Source organism: Falsihalocynthiibacter sp. CO-5D18 (assembly GCF_041205445.1).
Classification (GTDB): domain Bacteria; phylum Pseudomonadota; class Alphaproteobacteria; order Rhodobacterales; family Rhodobacteraceae; genus Falsihalocynthiibacter; species Falsihalocynthiibacter arcticus.
In genome coordinates this window covers 62641-81763 of record NZ_JBGFCF010000012.1, presented here as the reverse complement: position 1 = coordinate 81763, position 19123 = coordinate 62641, and the positions used below count along the sequence as shown (strand labels likewise).

The following is a 19123-nucleotide window of genomic DNA, read 5'->3' as shown; positions in this document are numbered from 1 at the left end:
TTCAACCATTCCGATGCGCGTTAATCTTTAAACTCGATCTGTCCCGTCACGATATTATTGGGCTTCACGCCGCCAATCAGACGCTTGTGTTCTTGGATCGCAAATCGGTCCGTCATTCCCGAAATATAATCCGCCACAATCCGCGCCAATTCGGTTTCGCTTTCGCTATCGGCCACATCTTTGCGCCATTGTTTGGGCAGCAAATCTGGCTGTGTCATAAAGAGCGGAAACAATTCATCCACCATTTGCGTCACTTTTCCACGCATCTTCACAACCATCGGCGCGCGGTACATCCGCGCAAACAAGAACGCGCGGATTTCTTTTAGGTCTTTCCAAACGGGAGTCGAGAATTGGATCATGGAACGCCCTGCGGCACGAATATCTTCGACGGATTGCGGGTTGAGGTCTGCGAGGCGAGCCTTGCTTTCAACCAGCACATCTTCGACCAAAACCCCAAAGAACCGGCGCAGGGCTTCGTGGCGACGACGGTAATAATTCAGGTCTGGATATTTAGCATCTACCCTTGCAAAACAATCGCTTAGAAGCGGGAGCTCAGACAGATCATCAGTTGAAAACAGTTCCGCCCGCAACCCGTCATGCAGGTCATGCGAGTTATAGGCGATATCATCCGCAAGGGCGGCACATTGCGCCTCGGCGCTGGCATAGGTATCCAATTCCAAATCGTGGCGGGCATTATATTCAACCAGCGCATAGGGCAAATTGCCCGTGACCGGACCGTTGTGTTTGGCAATACCCTCAAGAGTTTCCCACGTGAGGTTGAGGCCATCGAATTCGGCATAGTGACGCTCCAAATCGGTCACAATCCGCAAGGCCTGTGCGTTATGGTCAAAGCCACCATAGGGCGCCATCAGCGCCGATAACGCATCTTCGCCCGTATGCCCGAACGGCGTGTGCCCCAGATCATGCGCCAAGGCCACGGCCTCAGTAAGTTCTTGATTAAGCCCAAAACTTCCCGCCAAAGTGCGCGCAACCTGTGCCACCTCAATTGAATGGGTGAGCCGCGTGCGGAAATAATCGCCTTCATGCTCAATAAACACTTGGGTTTTGTGCTTGAGCCGCCGAAAGGCGCTGGCGTGGATGATGCGATCCCGATCCCGTTGAAACGGCGAGCGATGGGCGCTTTCCTCTTCAGGAAACAGGCGTCCCCTACTTCTAGCTGGATCGGAAGCAAATTTTGCGAGCATAATGTTCTGCCTGTTGTCGCTGTGCGTTAGACACCTTATATGTGTTTGGTAACAGAATGGAAACGCGCTAATGATTTTGCCACCCCGAGTGACCCCCCGTGCCTTTGAACGCCTCGCCGAAATCGGTGCTGCGGGTGAAGGAAAAGTTTTGCGTGTGGCCGTCGAAGGCGGCGGATGCAGTGGCTTTCAGTATGAAATCAAACTTGACGAAGCTTTGGATGAGGACTTGGTCCTTGAAAGCGGCGGCGAGAAAGTTGTTGTCGACAGCGTCTCCCTGCCGTTTCTTGCGAATGCTGTGATCGACTTCTCGGAAGAATTGATTGGCGCACGCTTTACCATCGAAAACCCGAATGCCACCGCAAGCTGTGGTTGCGGCACCAGCTTTTCCATGTAAAACCTCTCTAAAAACTGGCGACGGGGCGAAAATGAAAATTGCGACATTCAATATCAATGGTATCAAAGCCCGTATCAACGCCTTGCCCGAGTGGCTTCAAGAGGCCAAACCAGACGTTGTTTTATTGCAAGAAATCAAGACTGTAGACGAGGGATTCCCTTCCGAACTTTTTGAGGACATGGGATATATCGTTGAAGTCCACGGCCAGAAATCCTTTAACGGCGTCGCGATTCTGAGCAAATACCCTCTCGAAGATGTCACGCGCGGATTACCCGGAGATGAAGCTGACGAGCAAGCCCGCTGGATCGAAGCGACTGTCATGGGCGACACGCCGATCCGCGTTTGCGGGTTGTATTTACCAAACGGCAATCCGGTGGAACTGGACTCCGGTGGGAAGCCCGTCGCAGGCGGTAAATTCGCCTATAAACTTGGGTGGATGGAGCGTCTCTATACCCACGCGCAGGCCCTTTTGGCCGAAGAAATCCCCGTTCTGATGACCGGCGACTACAATATTATTCCCCAAGCCGAAGACGCTGCCAACCCCGCCCAATGGGAAGGCGACGCGGCCTACCGCCCCGAAAGTCTTGCGATTTGGCGTCGAATCCTAAATCTTGGCTTCACCGAAGCTTTCCGCGCCCGCGTGCAAGGCCCTGATCACTATAGTTTCTGGGATTATCAGGCTGGCGCGTGGAACAAAAACAACGGCATTCGCATCGATCATTTCCTGCTGTCGCCGCAATGCGCCGACTTGCTGCTCGATTGCCAAATCGACAGCGAAGTGCGCGGCAAAGAAAAACCCTCGGACCACGTGCCTGTCTGGGTTGAACTCGCCGCTTAGGTGTTTTTTGTGACGTCGTGGGTGTAAATCCAGTCGAACTTTTTCGCGGCCATCTGGGGTGCGATGTGCGATCCGAGTTTAAGTGCCCCATGTGCCAATGTGCGAAACGGTCCCGGGCGCAAATGATAGTTACGCGCATTTTGACTTGCGGCCTCAATAATTCGCGATACCCTGGAAAAACGAGTATTTTGATAAAGCGCAAACGCCTGATCCGCAGTTTCCGCCGCAATCATCGCATCTGCCAAAACCCACGCATCCTCCAACGCCATAACCGCGCCTTGCGCCAGAAAAGGCAAAGTCGGGTGCGCTGCATCTCCTAGAATTGCCGCGTTGTTTTTGTGCCAGATTGGCGCAACCGGATGCCTGAAAAGCCCCCAAAGTTGAGTGGTCTTAATTTTAGCAAGGAGGGCCTGAACTTCGGGGCGAAACGCAGCGAATGCGGTCCGCAAATTATCCGGATTGTCGGCATGATTCCAGCCTTCGTCAGCCCAAAGATCTCGCTCTTGAACCGCTACGATATTGGTCATTGACCCATCGCGTAACGGATAGCAAACGAGGTGACATCCGGGGCCCATATAGACCTTAACGGTCGTCTCGTTTCGGGAGTTTTCGGCAGAGGGCACAATTGCACGCCACGCGACTTGGCCCGTAAACCTTGGCGGCGCTTCACCGTTGAGCGCCGCGCGCACCTTAGAATGCAAGCCATCCGCGCCCAGCAAAATATCACAGGCAATTTCTGTGCCATCTTCCAGCTTCAGACGCGGGGCCTCTGCAGAGACATCAACGGCTTCAATGCGTTGTCCTAATTTAATTTCAACACCAGCAGCGCGGGCGGCCTCTTCAAGGAGGCCAATAAGATCGGCGCGATGGACAAAATAATAGGGAAACCCGTCGCCGTTTACGTCCAAATCAAGCGAGAACACAGGACCGCCGCGCCGAAAATCCAAAAGCTCTACGCGGCGTCCCCGTCGCGCGACGTTTCTAAGCGCGTCCCCCATCCCCAAGGCCCGCAAAACTGCAAACCCGTTGGGTGAAATTTGAAGGCCTGCCCCGACCTCTTTGATCTCGGGCGCTTGCTCATAGATCGTAACCTGCGCCCCACGATGCGCCAACGCTGTGGCGACGGTTAAACCGCCGATTCCCGCGCCAAGGACGCTAATTTTTTGACCAATGAGCAACATAGAACTGCCTTAACGCAAAACCGCCGCTGTATGAATACGGCGGCGGCTTTAATTATTGGTTATTAAGAGCGCTTAATCGTCGCGGTGAACTTTTTCACGGCGCTCGTGAGATTCTTGTGCCTCAAGGGACAATGTCGCAATGGGGCGCGCTTCAAGACGTTTCAACGAAATTGGCTCGCCAGTGACCGCACAATATCCATACTCTTCTTCGTCAATCCGACGAAGAGCGGCATCAATTTTGGACACCAGCTTGCGTTGACGATCCCGTGTGCGCAACTCAAGCGCGCGGTCGGTTTCTTCCGACGCACGGTCGGCAACATCAGGAATGTTGCGCGTTCCGTCTGCGAGACCTTCAAGGGTGTCTTTGCTTCCCGCGACAAGCTCGTGTTTCCAATCCAGCAATTTGCGGCGGAAATACTCTGTTTGGCGGTCATTCATGAAGTCTTCGTCCTCAGTGGGACTATAGTCTTCGGAAAAGATTTCAGTGGCTTTCATGCCTGCTCCTCGTACAGTCCTGATACCTTAACTTTGAGTGAGTCGGTTATCAGGCGCCCTCATACTGCGCGTGGTTTATTGCATCCTAAACCGATTGTCACCCCGATTTAGCCCCCCATTGAAGCATTTTCACCATGACGGTAAGCTCAACGGACACTTTACAGATAGGCCACGATAAACCTTATGAAATTCACTGGTACGGACGCTTATGTAGCGACGCAAGATTTGACGGTTGCCGTAAATGCGGCAATTACTTTGGAACGTCCCCTTTTGGTAAAAGGCGAACCTGGAACGGGCAAAACCGAACTCGCGGTTCAAATCAGCAAAGCGCTCAACATGCCGCTGCTGGAATGGCACATCAAATCGACGACCAAGGCGCAACAAGGGCTCTATGAATATGATGCGGTCAGTCGCCTGCGCGATAGCCAGTTGGGCGACGAACGCGTGCACGATGTGCGCAATTACATCAAAAAGGGCAAGCTTTGGCAGGCTTTTGACTCGCCTGAGCGGGTGATTTTGCTGATTGATGAAATTGACAAGGCCGACATCGAATTCCCGAACGACTTGCTCCAAGAGCTCGATAAAATGGCTTTTAACGTCTATGAAACAGGGGAAACAATCAGCGCGAAACTGCGCCCGATTGTGATCATCACATCCAATAATGAAAAAGAACTCCCAGACGCCTTCTTGCGTCGTTGCTTTTTCCACTACATTCGTTTTCCCGATTTCGACACGCTAAAAGCGATCGTCAAAACGCATTATCCGAACATAAAAGAACAGCTTTTGACCACAGCTTTGACCCAATTTAATGAAATCCGTGACACCCAAGGGCTCAAGAAAAAGCCCTCCACATCCGAGGTATTAGATTGGTTAAAACTATTGCTTGCCGAAGACCTCACCGCAGAAGACCTGAAACGCGATGCGCGGTCGTCCCTTCCGAAACTTCACGGGGCATTGTTGAAGAATGAGCAAGATGTTGCTCTCTTTGAACGCCTCGCCTTTATCGCACGAGGGCAACGATGACCGTCCATATTAGGCCCCTAACACTTGAGGACAAATCCGAGTGGAGTCGCCTTTGGCGCGGATATCTGTCCTTTTACAAAACCACCCTTCCCGACCACATTTATGACGTATATTTTGAGCGCCTCTTGGGGGATGACCCGCGCGATTTCAACGGGTTGATCGCAGAGATTGACGGTAAGCCTGTTGGCCTAACCCACTATATTTTCCACCGCCACGGATGGAAAATTGAAGACGTTTGCTATCTGCAAGACCTCTGGGCCGATCCGCATGTGCGCGGCAAAGGCATTGGGCGCGCCCTCATTGAAGCCGTCTATGAAAAAGCCGCTAAGGCGGGAAATCCGTCCGTTTATTGGAATACCGCTCAAGATAATGCCCAAGCCCGTCAGCTTTATGATAGGATTGCAAGTCTGACCCCTTTCCTCAAATATCAGGGACCATAAATGTTTAAAAAAATTGCCTTCCTCCTACTTCTTTCAGCCTGTGCAGCGCCAACGGTCCATGAACCTACCGCCCGCAGAGATTCTCGAACCCAGTTTGACGGCAATACATTTCCCGCGATGAAAACCTTTTCCGGCACCGCTATTCCACGGGCCAATCGCTCCAATAGCCAGATCGCACAAGACTTCCTTGATCTTTCGTTTCGTCTGGAAAGTGGCCGCCGGATCGAAACCCTGTCGCGCTTTGAGGGGCCGATCACCGTCCGCATGAGCGGCAAGCGCCCGCCGGGTGCCGACAACGAATTGGCCCGCCTTTTGGCGCGTATCCAGCGCGAGGCTGGCATTCAGATCACGATGGTTCCCCAAAATAAAACGGCGTCGATCAATATAGAAACCATTTCCCGCAGGACGCTGCAAAAGTACCTGCCTAATGCGGCCTGTTTTGTCGTGCCACGCATTACGAATTGGTCCGATTACAAGCGCAACCGGCGTGGCGCAGTCACCGATTGGACGACCCTAAGATCGCGCCAACACACAGCGATTTTCATCCCGAATGACGTGAGTACACAAGAGTTTCGGGACTGTCTGCACGAAGAACTCGCCCAAGCGCTTGGGCCGCTAAATGATCTCTATCGTCTGCCGGACAGCGTGTTTAACGATGACAATTTCCATACAATCCTTACGGGCTTTGACATGCTCATTCTGCGCACCTATTACGCGCCAGAACTACGCTCCGGAATGACCAGTAGCGCGGTTCAAGCCGCACTTCCCACGGTTCTCCAACGCCTCAACCCATCGGGAGGAGCTGTGCACCCGGCACCTGCCCTTCAAACGCCCGTAGAGTGGAAACGCGCCATCGAGACCGCGCTCTCACCGGGGAACCCAAAACAAAAACGCACACAGTCTGCCGCACAAGCCGTTGAAATAGCACAAAAGTATGGCTGGACGGATACACGACGCGCCTTTTCCCACTATGTGTATTCCCGTATGCTTTTGTCGACCAATACGGATTATGCCCTCAAACAATTTCTCACAGCACGCCAATATTACATTCAGACGGGCAACACCCAAGCACAGTTAGCGCATATCGGGATGCAACTGGCGGGGTTTGCATTGATCGACGGCAACGGCAAAGCCGCGCTGCAAATCGCCGACAGCCATCTGGCCGACGCCCGCGCCTCAGAGAACGCTATTTTGCTTTCAACCCTCCTGATGATTAAATCAGAGGCCCTCCTCCTTTTGGGGCGCGACGCAGAGGCACAGGCCGTCGCCCTCGACAGCCTTGGCTGGGCACGATATGGGTTTGCCGATATAAACGCGATCCGCCGTCGCCAAGCCGAGATTTCAGGATTGGTTTCTACACGGTCCTAGCGCGGTTCAATGCCAGAGTGAGAAATATATGAACACAATTTTTGCCTTGATCGCCGGTGCCCTTGTTGGGGCGCTTTTTGCCCGTCGTCGCGAGGGTGCAACCTTGGATTATGTCCATTACGCAACCGTTTTCGCCCTGATTTTCGGCCTCCTTTCAGTCATTATCACGTTGATTTTCGCACGCGCCGTGGGTTGACATGTTCCTGCGCTTTTTCACCGAAATGCGCAGCCAGAATGTCCCCGTGACTCTGCGCGAGTTTCTGGTGTTTTTGCGCGGCCTTCAGGCGGGAATCGCGACCTATGACATCGAAACCTTCTATTATTTCGCGCGCACCGCGATGGTCAAAGACGAACGCCACATTGATCGTTTTGACAAAGCCTTCGCGCTAAGTTTCGACGGCATCGCCGAGATTACGGATGCCCAAGTCCTTGAGGCAGTTGATATTCCCGCTGATTGGCTCGAGAAAATTTCAGAAAAGCACCTCACCGCAGAGGAAAAAGCCGAAATCGAAGGTTTGGGCGGGTTTGATAAACTGATGGAGACCCTCAAAGAGCGTCTCAAGGAGCAGCAAGAGCGCCACCAAGGCGGCAACAAATGGATCGGTACCGGCGGCACCTCCCCCTTTGGCGCGCATGGCTACAATCCCGAAGGCGTGCGCATTGGGCAATCCGAAAGCCGCCATCAACGCGCGGTCAAGGTTTGGGACAAGCGAGAGTTTCGCGATTTTGACGACAGCGTTGCCCTAGGGACGCGCAATATCAAAGTCGCGTTGAAACGGTTGCGCAACTGGGCGCGCGATGGAGCGAATGAAGAGCTTGATCTCGATGGAACTATTCGTGCCACTGCCCATAACGGCTATCTTGATGTAATCACCCGCCCCGAGCGGCACAACGCGATCAAGGTTGTGCTGTTTCTGGACGTCGGCGGCAGTATGGACGCCCATATCAAACTGGTTGAGGAACTTTTTTCCGCCGCACGGAGCGAATTCAAACATCTCGAACACTATTATTTCCACAACTGCCTCTATCAAGGGGTGTGGCGCGACAATTCCCGACGCTGGAACGCGCAAATCCCCACGTGGGATATTCTGCGCCGCTATGGAACGGATTACCGCTGTATTTTCGTGGGCGACGCATCGATGTCCCCCTATGAAATCGCCTATAAAGGTGGCGCGAACGAACATTGGAATGACGAGTCTGGGCAAACGTGGCTCGAACGCGCCTGTGAGCAATGGCCAAATCACGTCTGGATCAACCCACTGGACCAGAAATACTGGCCCTACACCCAATCCATCGACATGGTTCGCGATATTTTTGATGACAAAATGGTCCCAATGAGTCTTGATGGGCTTACAAAAGCGATGAAAATCCTGACATAGGCGGAAAATGTCCGACTATTTTGTCCGAAATTTGGCCTCATTTCTGTAATATTTTACCGCATCGACTTATTGCTCGAAGTTCACACAAACCTCCGACCCTAAATCGCATATTCAACTATACACTTGGAAATTCGGCAAAAATTATACCTACAGCCCCCCTGTGACGTTTTGAGTACGTCAACCCGCCCAAACTGTGCGGAAATGCAGATGAGACCTGCATTCGCGCCTGTGCAACTTTCCGCGCATGTTTGGTGCGGTCTTGCACAGCGCTACCTTGAAAAAAGCACCCTTTTATGATATTTTACTCATTCGGTGCGAGGGCGTTCTATTTCAACCCCCTCACGAAAAAATGACTTAGTTTCCAAAGACTAAGATCATTTTACTGTGAACGAAGCTCCCCTTTTTAAAGCTGCGAGCACCGCATATCTGTCTATCATAGAAACGCGGCAACGATTGCTGAATCAGGATCTTGTCGCATCCAAATGGAGACTATCATGTTTAACAAAATAACTCTTTCCGCTCTCGCTCTTGCAGTAGCCCTTCCTTTCGCTGGTGCTGCCAATGCAGGTAACGATCAACTCGCTAAAATTGCAGGAGTTGAAGCTGGCGTTTATACAACAGCGGAATTGATCCAAATCGACCAAGCACGCAAAACTCAAGACGATGAAAAACTGAATTTTTACCTCTTGGGTGAAAACCGCGTGTCGCGCGCAGACTACACTGGAAATGTAAGCGGAGGCGTCGCTGAATTGGCTGCTATCGAAGGCGTATCCACCAATGGATACTCTGCTTCGACTCTCATTGAGCTTTCTGTAGCCGAAAACGAGAATGATCTGGAAAAAATCGCGTTCATCAAAGCGCGCGCTGCAGGTGAAATCAGTGAGATCGCACCGAATGCTGTGAGCCCTGGCAAACGTCAACTTGCAGCCGTACTTGGCCTTGACCCTGCGTCCTATACAACTGCGGAATTGATCGAGATTGCCGATTGGTAAGCGACTTGGTTAATACCCCTTTAACGGAAAAAGAGGCGGCGTGGATTACACCCCGCCTCTTTCTAATTCTGCCATCGCACAGCATTTAGACTTGCTCTACGGCCTTGCCAAATCTTGGTAAACGGGCCTTTTTAAAGAGTTTGCGGGTTTCGATATCCGTACCAGACAGACGGCGTGCTTCTGTTGTTATCTCAGCTGCGATATCGTTCATTATCTTGGGATGTGTCGTACAAAACGCCCGCAGAAAATTATCGGGATCAAAGCGGTCCAGACCTTCTTCGGCCAGAATATTCCCCGGAAAATCTTTGCGATTCATCGTGACAATAGCATCCGCATGCCCTGCGATTGCAGCGGCAAAAACGTGAATGTCGTTGGCATCGGGTAGGTAAAGTCGGCGTTCAAGCCCCTTGGCCTCGGCGATGCAGGAACGCGGGAATTCCGCTTTTAAAACAGTCACTTCCCCACGAGCGATCATTTCGCCAACAGGGCCAAGCCGCGCCGCGGCCCGCGCCCATTCTTCCAAGATACGTTCCGACCAAAGCGGCGTATAAAGCCCTGCACGCGCAGCCCCAATGAGGGCTGCACGCATAACGGTAGGATAGAGGACACAAGCGTCGAGAAGGATCTTAGACATCAAGACGGAAAGTCAGCGCCTTGAGGTATCCACTTTCTGCCAAATGCGGCAAAAGCGGGTGATCGGGGCCTGCGAAATTCGTGCTGACCAATTGCATACGTCGACCAGCGCGGCCGATTCCACGTGCACTTGAGTTGCGGAACTTCTGGAGGTCTGCAGCGTGAGAACACGAACACACAACCAGATAGCCTCCCGGTTTTACCAAGGTTGCCGCAAGACGGGCAATCCGTTCGTAAGCGCGCAAACCTGCTTCGAGCGACTTTTTGGAAGGGGCAAAGGCAGGTGGATCACAGACGACGACGTCAAAGGTTTCGCCCTCTTCGGCCAAAGCGGCCAAGACGTCGAACGCGTCGCCTTTGCGGGTGGTGAATTTATCCTCAAAGCCACTGGCAACAGCCCCTTGGCGGGCGAGTTCGAGCGCGCCTGCGGAGCTATCAACGGCCAGTGCCGATGTCGCGCCGCCAGCCAAGGCCGCGAGGGAGAACCCGCCAACATGCGAGAACATATCAAGGACTTTTGCGCCTTTGCTGAGCTGCTGGGTGAAGGCGTGGTTGGGGCGTTGGTCAAAGAACAAGCCGGTTTTCTGGCCGCCCAGAATGTCCGCCATATAGGTGGCACCATTCATCGGCACAGGGATTGGCGCGTCGATTTCACCTGTCATTACAACAAGTTCCTCGGTCAGCCCCTCAAGGCTGCGGGCGCGGCCCGTGCCGTTTTTCACGACGGTTGTTACACCGGTAACTTTGATCAAGGCGGCACTCAATGTATCAAAGAGCTCCTCCGCCCACGCGGCATTTGGCTGGATCACAGCGACATCACCAAAGCGGTCGATCACAATCCCAGGAAGGCCATCTGCTTCGGCGTGCACAAGCCGGTAAAACGGCGTGTCATACAGCCGTTCGCGATGATCAAGCGCACGGCGAAGCTTGGCCTCAAACCATGCCGCGTCAATCGTGGCCTCTGGATCACGGTCCAGAATACGGGCGATGATTTTGGATTTTGTGTTGAGTGTCACAACGCCCATCGGGGCGCGATTTGTGTCTTCGAGAATGGCCAAAGCACCGGACGCCAGCGCTTTTGTGCGGCGGTCTGTCACGAGTTCATTGGCGTAAACCCAAGGGAAGCCGTGGCGGATTGCGCGAGCTTCGGCGTTGGGTTTAAGGCGGATAATGGGATAAGAGGGATGCGTCATGCCCCCTCTTATGCGTAATTTTCAGCTATGGAAAGGGTCTTGCGCCCTTTGTGCTATGCGGCGTCGTCCAAAACGTTCGTAGAGGGGCTCACGGTAAACATTTGACCCGGATTTCCTTCAAGTCGCGTGCTCAATTGGGTCAACTCACGTTGCAAGACACCTGCAATATGGGATGTAATACGCACCTTTTGCGTCAAACCACGTTGTTCCGCTGCAACGGCCCGCGCGCCACCATAGCCATTTAAGTCGGCCTTGATCACTTTTGAGTCCATCAGAAGCGCGCCCGTTTGAGAATCCCGTACATTCATGACGAATTTGATCGAATGAACACCGCCGACGGAATAGCGCGCCCGCTCGGTCAAGGAATGGAACCGAAGGACTTGTATGTCAACGACGACATGGCGCTTGCCGCTAAAGGCTTTCGCGCCGCGTCCCATTCCGGTTGTAAAGATAGAGGCAACTTGATCGTGGCGGTCGCCAAGCACATCACCGCGCCATACAATGTCGGCAAATGGGTAAAAAAGATGCGCCTCGGAGACCTTCAGCGATTCTGGTACAATAACGTTGACAGCATCAACGGTAAGAACCGCTGGAGCCATAACAACTGGAAACGCGGGAGTTGTGCCTCGGCTCACTTGTTCGGTGCCAGCACATGCTGAGAGTGTTAGGGCCACGGCAAAAACGCATATAGCTTTGATAGATTTCATCTTTCACCTCCGGGCTTCTGCCCTGTTTTCTGCTCACATTAACTTTGGAGGTGAATTGGGGCGACAATGCGCAGGATACAGGGCAATTTCGCGCTCATGATGGGGCTTTATCGTGAAATTCGTAGCCTTAGAAAACCAAAAAGGGTCGCGTTTTCACGCAACCCTCGACGGATCTTGTAGATTTAGTAGGTCTTACGCGCTTGTTGCGACGGGCTTTGCTGCACCGCTATGCACAAGACGGCTCACGAAGGCGCCAATGGCTTTAACCATATCGCGTGTTGCTTGTGCGCGAAGGGCGCGTGCGCGTTTTTCAATTTCAAACATGTCGATTTTAGTATTGTTATTGATCACTAGAGCCATGGTAGGCCTCCTACGGATAAGTCGATAATTTCTTACCTTCCATTTAGGCCAACTGGCTTTGCGTGACTACAGATGTTTCGACATGCCCGACTTGCGTTTTTCGAATACCTTAGGAATGCGCGGGTATTGTCAAAATCTGGTGAACAAGTTGAACTCTCTATTGTTAGCGCTAACAGGATGTGCTACCTGCCCCTATCACTTCCCTTTCCTCCTTGGCCCAAAGGATATGACATGACCGTCAACGCTCAACTCCAAGCCGTCACCGACCGTATTATTCAACGCTCCAAACCCAGCCGTGACATTTATCTGTCCCGCATGCGCCTTGCCGCCAGTGAAGGGCCGCGTCGCGCGCACCTCTCCTGTGGTAACCAAGCACACGCCTATGCGGCTATGGGCGATGACAAGGATACACTTGCCGCCGATCGCGCGCCCAACCTTGGGATTGTGACGGCCTATAACGACATGCTCTCGGCGCACCAACCGTTTGAGACCTACCCTAACCAGATCAAGGAAGCCGCGCGGTCTGTCGGTGCTACAGCGCAAGTTGCTGGTGGCGTTCCGGCCATGTGCGACGGCGTCACCCAAGGCCAAGTCGGCATGGAATTGTCGCTCTTTTCACGTGACGTGATTGCCTTGGCCTCAGGCATTGCCCTCAGCCACAATACGTTTGACGCGGCGGTTTTCCTTGGCGTCTGTGACAAAATCGTTCCTGGAATGGTGATGGCAGCAGCGACCTTTGGCTACCTTCCAACGGTCTTTATCCCCGCTGGCCCCATGAGCAGTGGCCTCCCCAACGACGAAAAATCCGCCGTGCGCAAGAAATTTGCCACCGGAGAAGTGGGCCGCGACGCGCTTATGGCTGCGGAAATGGCCTCCTATCACGGCGCAGGCACCTGTACGTTTTACGGTACCGCGAATTCGAACCAGATGTTGATGGAATTCATGGGCCTTCACCTGCCCGGAGCGTCCTTTGTGCCACCCGAAGGTGATATGCGCGGCGTCCTTACCAATGCCGCAGCCAAACGCGCCCTTGAAATCACCGCCTTGGGGGACGACTACACCCCCGTTTGCGACATCCTAGACGAGCGTGCCTTTGTGAATGGCATCGTTGGCCTGATGGCCACGGGCGGCTCGACCAATCTTGTGCTGCACCTCCCTGCTATGGCGCGCACGGCGGGGATTATCATCGAGTTGCAAGACTTTGAGGATATCTCGGCCATCGTTCCCTTGATGACCAAAGTTTATCCAAACGGCCTCGCCGACGTAAATCATTTCCACGCGGCGGGGGGCCTTGCCTTTGTTATTGGCGAGCTTCTGGCTGCGGGTCTTCTCCACCCCGATGTAAAAACCGTCATGGGCCAAGGCCTTGCGCCCTACGCGCTTGATCCCGTGCTTATTGACGGAATTGTTGAGTGGAAAACTGGCCCCAGCAAGAGCGAAAACGAAAAGATTTTGCGCCCCGCAACCAACCCATTCAACACGGCGGGTGGCTTAAAACGGCTCTCAGGCTCCCTTGGGACTGGCATGATGAAAGTCTCGGCGGTGGAGTCCGCGCGTCAAACCCTCACTGCACCGGCTCGTGTTTTCGCCAGCCAAGATGCCGTAAAAGACGCCTTCAAAGCGGGGGAATTCACCACCGACACGGTGATCGTCGTGCGCTTTCAAGGGCCCAAGGCCAACGGTATGCCCGAATTGCACGGCCTCACGCCCTGCCTCATGGTGCTGCAGGATCGCGGCCTCAACGTGGCCCTTGTTACCGATGGCCGCATGTCTGGCGCATCGGGCAAGGTTCCGGCCGCCATTCACGTCTCGCCCGAAGCGGCCGTTGGTGGACCACTGGCCAAATTGCGCGATGGCGATATCGTCGAGGTTGACGCGATCAACGGCAAGCTCAACGTCCTTGAGGAAGGGTTTGACGCGCGTCCCGCCGCACAGCCCGATCTGTCGGACAACGGCCACGGCATTGGCCGCGAGTTGTTTTCGGTGTTCCGCGATAACGTTGGCTCCTCCACTGAAGGCGCGGCTGTTGTCGTTTAGTTCGAGACATAATATAAGCCGCCCAGCGGCCCAAAATTCCTTTTAGGAGACCCCCAAAGTGACCCCACAAGACGCTAGCAAACGCGCCACCGAAATCTGCCTTTTGGCGCCTGTTGTCCCCGTTCTCGTTGTCGATAACGTGGCCCACGCGCGCCCCCTCGCCCAAGCCCTGATCGCGGGCGGGCTTCCTGCTCTCGAAGTAACCTTGCGTACGCCTTGCGCTCTTGAGGTCATCCGCGAAATGGCAAAAGTTGCCGGCGGTGTTGTCGGTGCGGGCACCCTGCTCACCCCTCAAGACGTCAAAAACGCCATCGAAGCTGGCGCGACATTTGGTGTGTCGCCTGGCGCGACCGATCTTCTTTTGGATGCCTGTGAAGAGTTGGGCTTGCCGCTCCTGCCCGGAATCGCGACCTCGACCGAGGCCATGCGCCTTTTGGAACGTGGCTATACCACCCAGAAGTTTTTCCCCGCAGAAGCCAATGGCGGCGCCAAAGCGCTGGCCTCCATCGGCGGTCCGATCCCGCAAGTGAAATTCTGCCCAACGGGCGGCGTGTCCCTTGCGAATGCGCCCGATTATCTCGGCCTTTCCAACACGCTTTGTGTCGGCGGAAGCTGGGTCGCGCCGAAGAAACTCGTCGAAGCTGGCGATTGGGAGGGCATCGAAGCCCTCGCCCGCGAAGCCGCAGCGCTTTCCCGCTAAGACCCTAAATTCAAAAATCCCGCTACGTATATGTGGCGGGATTTTTACTAGGGCCGAAAATCCTCAATAAAGGCGCGTTGCTCTGCAGTATCTGGCACATCCACACCCCGTGCCTTTGAGACCTGAACAAGTGCTTCCTGCGCCGTCGCACCAAATCGCATCAGCACCCCACATGCCACCATCCCCGAGCGACCAATTCCTGCGCGGCAATGAACTGCCACCGATTTGCCCGCCTCTAAATCGGTGCAAATCAGGCGCAAGATATCAGCGAATTGCTTACCATCCGGCAAGGCAAAATCGGCAATCGGCATATTGCGAAACTCAATTCCTTCTGCGGTACATTGCTCCGCCTCACGGGCCAATCCTAGCTTGTCCGCCTCGATTGCTTCCAAAAGGGAAACAATCGACTGAACGCCTCTTTTTGCCAACACAGAAAATGCCGCACTCTCAGCTGGATGTGGCATGATAAAAAACGCTCCTCGCGCAGGAGTCGCGACGGCAAACGCTTCAATCGTTGACACGTTACGTGCGACCAGTACGCCGCCCCGACCAGCCGCCACGGCGTCCTGTGACAGCGGGTTCCAACAAACTCTCCTTGAGAACCGTGAGCATGGGATGCCCCTCTGGACCCTGTTGATATTGCACATTTAGCGCCTCAAGCGCCTCACGCGTATCCACATCAGCTGGTACACTCAACGCCCAATCGACAAACACCGAACGACATTCCACGTCCGTGATGCCATCCATCGAAAAACAATCTTTAATCAATCCCTTGGGATCAAATCTCGCATCAGTCATCAAGGGGCTCCTTTGGTTGGCCAAACAGGTCTTCAATAACCATTTGGGCGGAATTCGCGGCTTCCGCAAGGCGATTTCTCATGTCATCGAGGCTTTCACACCCTGTTTCCCGCAAAAGAAAATGCACCCCGCCAACTCCGATGTCCTCAACATTCAATGGCCCCTCATTCAAAAGACGCGCCGCCGCTTGCAACTGCCACATTAATTGTCCCGCCTCCATAAGAGTTTGTTTTTGCGCAGGTAATAGATTTCCTGCCTGAATTTGCTCGGCGACGGAAAAGCCGGTAAATCCTGCCATCAAGGCCACCGCTTGCGCACAAAGTTCTACATCTTGCAAACGGCCTTCGCCGATTTTTGCGTCGTTGTCCCCCTGTGGAGTTTTTGCGACAGAAATACGCGCGCGCATTTCGGCAACCTGCGGAATCACCCGATCCGCAGCACCGTTTTGCCCAAGAACCTCCGCCCGAAAAGCTTCAAACTCTGCCGCCAGTGCCTCGTTGCCAGCCACAGGTCGCGCCCGCGTCAGGGCCAAATGCTCCCAAACCCAAGCTTCCTCAAGTTGATAGGACTTGAACGCGGCCCAGTTAGTGGCAACGGGGCCAGCGCGCCCAGAGGGCCGTAACCGCATATCCACTTCATACAAACGCCCCTCCGCCATTGGAGCCGAAAGCGCCGTAACAAAAGCCTGCGTTAAACGGGCGAAATAGGTCCGCACCGCCAAAGGCCGCCGCCCGTCACTCTCCTCAACATCTTGCGCGTCATAAATCACGATGAGATCAAGGTCAGAGGCGGCATGAAGCCTGCGCGCGCCAAGGCTGCCCATCCCCAAAACCACGCCCCCACGTCCCGGAACCGTGCCATGTTTGCGCGCGAATTCCACCCCGACGACGGGCCAAACCTCGGCCAAAACTGCCTGTGCCAAATCCGCATATTGCTGACCTGCTTCGTTTGCCGAAATCAATCCACGCAGGTGGTGCACACCGATCCTGAAATGCCATTCCTTCATCCAGCGGCGCACCGCGTCCAACTGGCTTTCATAGTCGGAATAGCCCGCGAGCATGACGGAAAGGTCGCCTTGAAGCGCCTCTAAACCCGGCCAAGCATCAAAGAAACTTCCGCCGATAACCGCATCAAAAACTTGTGCATTGCTGGCCAGATATTTGGCCAAATTCGGGGCAATGCTGGAGATATCCAGAATAAGGTCAATGAGTTGTGGATTGGCCTCAAAGAGCGAGAACAACTGCACCCCAGCAGGTAATCCCGCTAAAAACCCATCGAATTGCCTCAAGGTTTGCTCAGGATACGCCGAAGCCATCACGCGCGACAGTATCTCGGGCTTCAAGCGTTCAAATATATGCACCGCACGCGAGGACCGTAACGCGGGATAACTCGGCCACCCTGCCATCACATTCTTCATCTCGGCGCTCACTTCGGGGGCCGCGCGGGCTTGCGTGGGCGCAAAGAAGCTCTCGGTCAGGTCATGGACCTCTTCCAACCGCTCACGAATTTCGCGTTTCAAAACAGAGACATCGCCCTGCCCCATGAAATTTGCCAACCGTTGAAACCCTTTCTCGGTCTTTGGGAGGGTGTGGGTTTGGGCGTCGGAAATCATTTGCAAACGGTGTTCAACTTCGCGATGGGCCCTATAATGTGTGGCCAAAATCTTGGCCGTCTCTGACGGAATCCAATCCTTTTTTGCCAACTCCCCGAGCATCGCAACAGTGCCCCGCCCGCGCAATTCACGGTCACGCCCCCCTGCGATCAACTGGCGGGTTTGGGTGAAAAACTCGATTTCGCGAATACCCCCGCGACCCAATTTCATATTATGTTCCGGTAGGGTAATCGCGCCCGTAAACCCGTTATGCGCGCGAATTTTTAGGCGAATATCATGAGCGTCTTGGATCGCGGCAAAATCCAGATGCTTTCGCCAAACGAAAGGGACCAGTCGTTCCAGATAGGCCTCGCCCGCATCAATATCCCCCGCTGCAGGGCGCGCTTTGATATGGGCCGCGCGCTCCCACGTACGCCCCATGCTCTCGTAATAACGCTCGGCGGGGTCCATCGCCATACACACGGGCGTCGAACTCGGATCAGGCCGCAACCGCAGATCAGTGCGAAACACATATCCGTCGCCCGTGACCTCCGAAAGCAGCGTTGCCATCCGGCGAGTCGCGCGAATAAGGCTGGTGCGGGCATCGAAATAGGAGTCATCTTCGTATTGGCTTTCGTCGAACAGGCAAATGAGGTCGATATCGGAGGAGTAGTTCAACTCCCCTGCGCCCATTTTCCCCATCGCGAGCGCAACCATGCCTCCCGTAATTTCCTCGGAATCGCGCGCAAATCCGGGAAGTTTTCCGCGCCGCGCTTCTTGGGAAACTGTCGTGCGGATCGCGCGGTCGACGGCGGTATCGGCCAAATCCGTGAGGGCCTGTGTGACCTGCGCCAAATCCCAAACGCCGGCCAAATCCGCAAGCCCCGCCAACAGCGCAATACGGCGTTTACCGCGGCGCAATCCAGCGGCCATTTCATCGGGCGCGAGGGCCTTCAAGTCGTCCAAAGCCAGTGCCAAAGCCTCCTCCGGCGCACCATTGAGCGCGGGCGAAATCCACTCGGCTTCGCGGCACATTAAGCTAAACAAATAAGGCGAACACCCCGCCGCCCCTGCGATCAAATCCCCAAGGGGCCCCGTCACATCTGGCAAGGCCGCGCGCGCGTCAATTCCGCGATCAAGGTCAAAAGGAATCGGCGCGCGGGTCATACGATTTTGAAATGTCATTTTTTGATCGTGCGGGGGAAAGACGGGAGGGTCAATAAGCCTTGTGGACCCTGAAGAGATTTGAGGCATACCCCGATCAGCAAAAGTTTAAAACCTGTCCGAGCGGCCCTCTAAACCGCTGGCCTGAAAGTCGAAATTCTAGAAGTGAGCGAAGGCACGCGCACCGCTCAAGCCGCAGCAAATGCAGCGAGCTGTGAGGTGGATCAAATCGCCAAATCTATCATTTCCCGAAATGAGGAAGACGGCTCAGCAGTGCTTTTCATCACGGCGGGCGGCAAGAAAATCTGTGCGATTACGGCCAGCGCCCTCGTCGGGGGAACGTTGGGAAAAGCGGACGCAAAACTCATTCGCGCCCAAACAGGGTTCGCGATTGGCGGCGTCTCTCCGATTGGGCACCTTTCCCAACCACGTGCGTTTTTTGATCCCCGTCTCCTAGAATGTAGTTTGACACCGTAACCTGCAGTAAGCGGGAACAAGTGGGATGATGCTGTGACAGGCCTTATTTAAAGGGCCCGGCGAAAAGTTGTGCAACCAAAATTGGCATTCCATAGAGCCTATCATTCGAGTGTCAAAATGGCGGTTTAAGCCCGTATTGGCGAAATCA

Annotated in this window: 21 protein-coding genes; 11 read left to right on the top strand and 10 right to left on the bottom strand. The window is 54.3% G+C overall.

From position 1 onward, the window contains the following. Positions 1-20: 20 nt before the first annotated feature. The gene (locus AB9F27_RS15655) at positions 21-1205 is read right to left on the bottom strand and encodes a deoxyguanosinetriphosphate triphosphohydrolase (protein WP_335584867.1); all 1185 of its coding nucleotides are present in this window, start codon (positions 1203-1205) and stop codon (positions 21-23) included. Between the two features lie 70 nt (positions 1206-1275). Between AB9F27_RS15655 and AB9F27_RS15650 the strand changes: the two genes are divergently transcribed. Together AB9F27_RS15650 and xth are read left to right on the top strand one after the other, a co-directional pair. Further along, on the top strand, positions 1276-1599 hold the full coding sequence (locus AB9F27_RS15650) for an iron-sulfur cluster assembly accessory protein (RefSeq protein ID WP_039002200.1): 324 nt from the start codon (positions 1276-1278) through the stop codon (positions 1597-1599). Positions 1600-1630: 31 nt separating this feature from the next. Next, positions 1631-2437 (top strand): exodeoxyribonuclease III, encoded by an 807-nt coding sequence (gene xth / locus AB9F27_RS15645; protein ID WP_335584866.1) that lies wholly within the window; start codon positions 1631-1633, stop codon positions 2435-2437. On the opposite strand, the gene AB9F27_RS15640 is transcribed toward xth, so the two are convergent. Continuing rightward, the gene (locus tag AB9F27_RS15640; protein ID WP_335584865.1) at positions 2434-3618 is read right to left on the bottom strand and encodes an FAD-dependent monooxygenase; all 1185 of its coding nucleotides are present in this window, start codon (positions 3616-3618) and stop codon (positions 2434-2436) included. The two genes, xth and AB9F27_RS15640, sit on opposite strands and share 4 nt — an antisense overlap. Positions 3619-3690: 72 nt before the next feature. After that, the gene (dksA, locus tag AB9F27_RS15635) at positions 3691-4113 is read right to left on the bottom strand and encodes an RNA polymerase-binding protein DksA (RefSeq protein WP_039002196.1); all 423 of its coding nucleotides are present in this window, start codon (positions 4111-4113) and stop codon (positions 3691-3693) included. A gap of 183 nt (positions 4114-4296) precedes the next feature. Between dksA and AB9F27_RS15630 the strand changes: the two genes are divergently transcribed. The 6 genes from AB9F27_RS15630 (at position 4297) to AB9F27_RS15605 (ending at position 9315) form a co-directional block, all read left to right on the top strand. After that, positions 4297-5136, top strand: coding sequence for an AAA family ATPase (locus tag AB9F27_RS15630; RefSeq protein ID WP_369757924.1), 840 nt, complete (start codon positions 4297-4299; stop codon positions 5134-5136). Next, a complete protein-coding gene (locus AB9F27_RS15625) occupies positions 5133-5576 on the top strand; it encodes a GNAT family N-acetyltransferase (RefSeq protein WP_335584863.1) in 444 nt (147 codons plus the stop codon). Before AB9F27_RS15630 ends, AB9F27_RS15625 begins: the two co-directional genes overlap by 4 nt. Continuing rightward, the gene (locus tag AB9F27_RS15620) at positions 5577-6944 is read left to right on the top strand and encodes a DUF2927 domain-containing protein (RefSeq protein ID WP_335584862.1); all 1368 of its coding nucleotides are present in this window, start codon (positions 5577-5579) and stop codon (positions 6942-6944) included. Positions 6945-6972: 28 nt separating this feature from the next. Then, a complete protein-coding gene (locus AB9F27_RS15615) occupies positions 6973-7140 on the top strand; it encodes a hypothetical protein (RefSeq protein ID WP_169798746.1) in 168 nt (55 codons plus the stop codon). A gap of 1 nt (position 7141) precedes the next feature. Beyond that, positions 7142-8323 carry a VWA domain-containing protein gene (locus tag AB9F27_RS15610; protein ID WP_335584861.1) on the top strand — a complete coding sequence of 394 codons (1182 nt, stop codon included), beginning with the start codon at positions 7142-7144 and terminating at the stop codon, positions 8321-8323. 494 nt (positions 8324-8817) lie between these two features. After that, on the top strand, positions 8818-9315 hold the full coding sequence (locus tag AB9F27_RS15605) for a hypothetical protein (protein ID WP_335584860.1): 498 nt from the start codon (positions 8818-8820) through the stop codon (positions 9313-9315). Positions 9316-9400: 85 nt separating this feature from the next. Here AB9F27_RS15605 and AB9F27_RS15600 read toward each other — a convergent pair whose 3' ends face one another. The 4 genes from AB9F27_RS15600 to AB9F27_RS15585 all read right to left on the bottom strand — a co-directional run bounded on the left by AB9F27_RS15600 (position 9401) and on the right by AB9F27_RS15585 (position 12208). Continuing rightward, positions 9401-9949, bottom strand: a complete 549-nt coding sequence (locus tag AB9F27_RS15600) for an RSP_2648 family PIN domain-containing protein (RefSeq protein WP_335584859.1) — start codon at positions 9947-9949, stop codon at positions 9401-9403. Then, on the bottom strand, positions 9942-11141 hold the full coding sequence (locus AB9F27_RS15595; RefSeq protein ID WP_335584858.1) for an RSP_2647 family RNA methyltransferase: 1200 nt from the start codon (positions 11139-11141) through the stop codon (positions 9942-9944). The genes AB9F27_RS15600 and AB9F27_RS15595 overlap by 8 nt, the downstream gene beginning before the upstream one ends. Before the next feature lie 53 nt (positions 11142-11194). Then, positions 11195-11848, bottom strand: a complete 654-nt coding sequence (locus AB9F27_RS15590; protein ID WP_335584857.1) for a DUF6778 family protein — start codon at positions 11846-11848, stop codon at positions 11195-11197. Positions 11849-12040: 192 nt separating this feature from the next. After that, positions 12041-12208: an RSP_7527 family protein gene (locus AB9F27_RS15585; RefSeq protein WP_335584856.1), complete on the bottom strand. Its 168-nt coding sequence runs from the start codon at positions 12206-12208 to the stop codon at positions 12041-12043. Between the two features lie 231 nt (positions 12209-12439). Here AB9F27_RS15585 and edd point away from each other — a divergent pair, with 231 nt between their 5' ends. After that, positions 12440-14245: a phosphogluconate dehydratase gene (edd, locus tag AB9F27_RS15580; protein WP_335584855.1), complete on the top strand. Its 1806-nt coding sequence runs from the start codon at positions 12440-12442 to the stop codon at positions 14243-14245. A 58-nt stretch (positions 14246-14303) separates the two neighbouring features. Continuing rightward, positions 14304-14945 carry a bifunctional 4-hydroxy-2-oxoglutarate aldolase/2-dehydro-3-deoxy-phosphogluconate aldolase gene (gene eda / locus AB9F27_RS15575; RefSeq protein WP_335584854.1) on the top strand — a complete coding sequence of 214 codons (642 nt, stop codon included), beginning with the start codon at positions 14304-14306 and terminating at the stop codon, positions 14943-14945. Positions 14946-14992: 47 nt separating this feature from the next. On the opposite strand, the gene AB9F27_RS15570 is transcribed toward eda, so the two are convergent. Genes AB9F27_RS15570 through AB9F27_RS15560 form a run of 3 tightly spaced genes read right to left on the bottom strand, consistent with a single transcriptional unit; the run spans position 14993 to position 18519 of the window. Then, positions 14993-15466: a dual specificity protein phosphatase family protein gene (locus AB9F27_RS15570; protein WP_407067049.1), complete on the bottom strand. Its 474-nt coding sequence runs from the start codon at positions 15464-15466 to the stop codon at positions 14993-14995. Position 15467: 1 nt separating this feature from the next. After that, on the bottom strand, positions 15468-15743 hold the full coding sequence (locus AB9F27_RS15565; RefSeq protein ID WP_335584852.1) for a hypothetical protein: 276 nt from the start codon (positions 15741-15743) through the stop codon (positions 15468-15470). Next, positions 15736-18519, bottom strand: coding sequence for a glutamine-synthetase adenylyltransferase (locus AB9F27_RS15560; RefSeq protein WP_335584851.1), 2784 nt, complete (start codon positions 18517-18519; stop codon positions 15736-15738). Before AB9F27_RS15560 ends, AB9F27_RS15565 begins: the two co-directional genes overlap by 8 nt. A gap of 144 nt (positions 18520-18663) precedes the next feature. Between AB9F27_RS15560 and AB9F27_RS15555 the strand changes: the two genes are divergently transcribed. Continuing rightward, positions 18664-18975, top strand: a complete 312-nt coding sequence (locus tag AB9F27_RS15555; protein WP_335584850.1) for a YbaK/EbsC family protein — start codon at positions 18664-18666, stop codon at positions 18973-18975. The last annotated feature ends 148 nt before the right edge of the window (positions 18976-19123 follow it).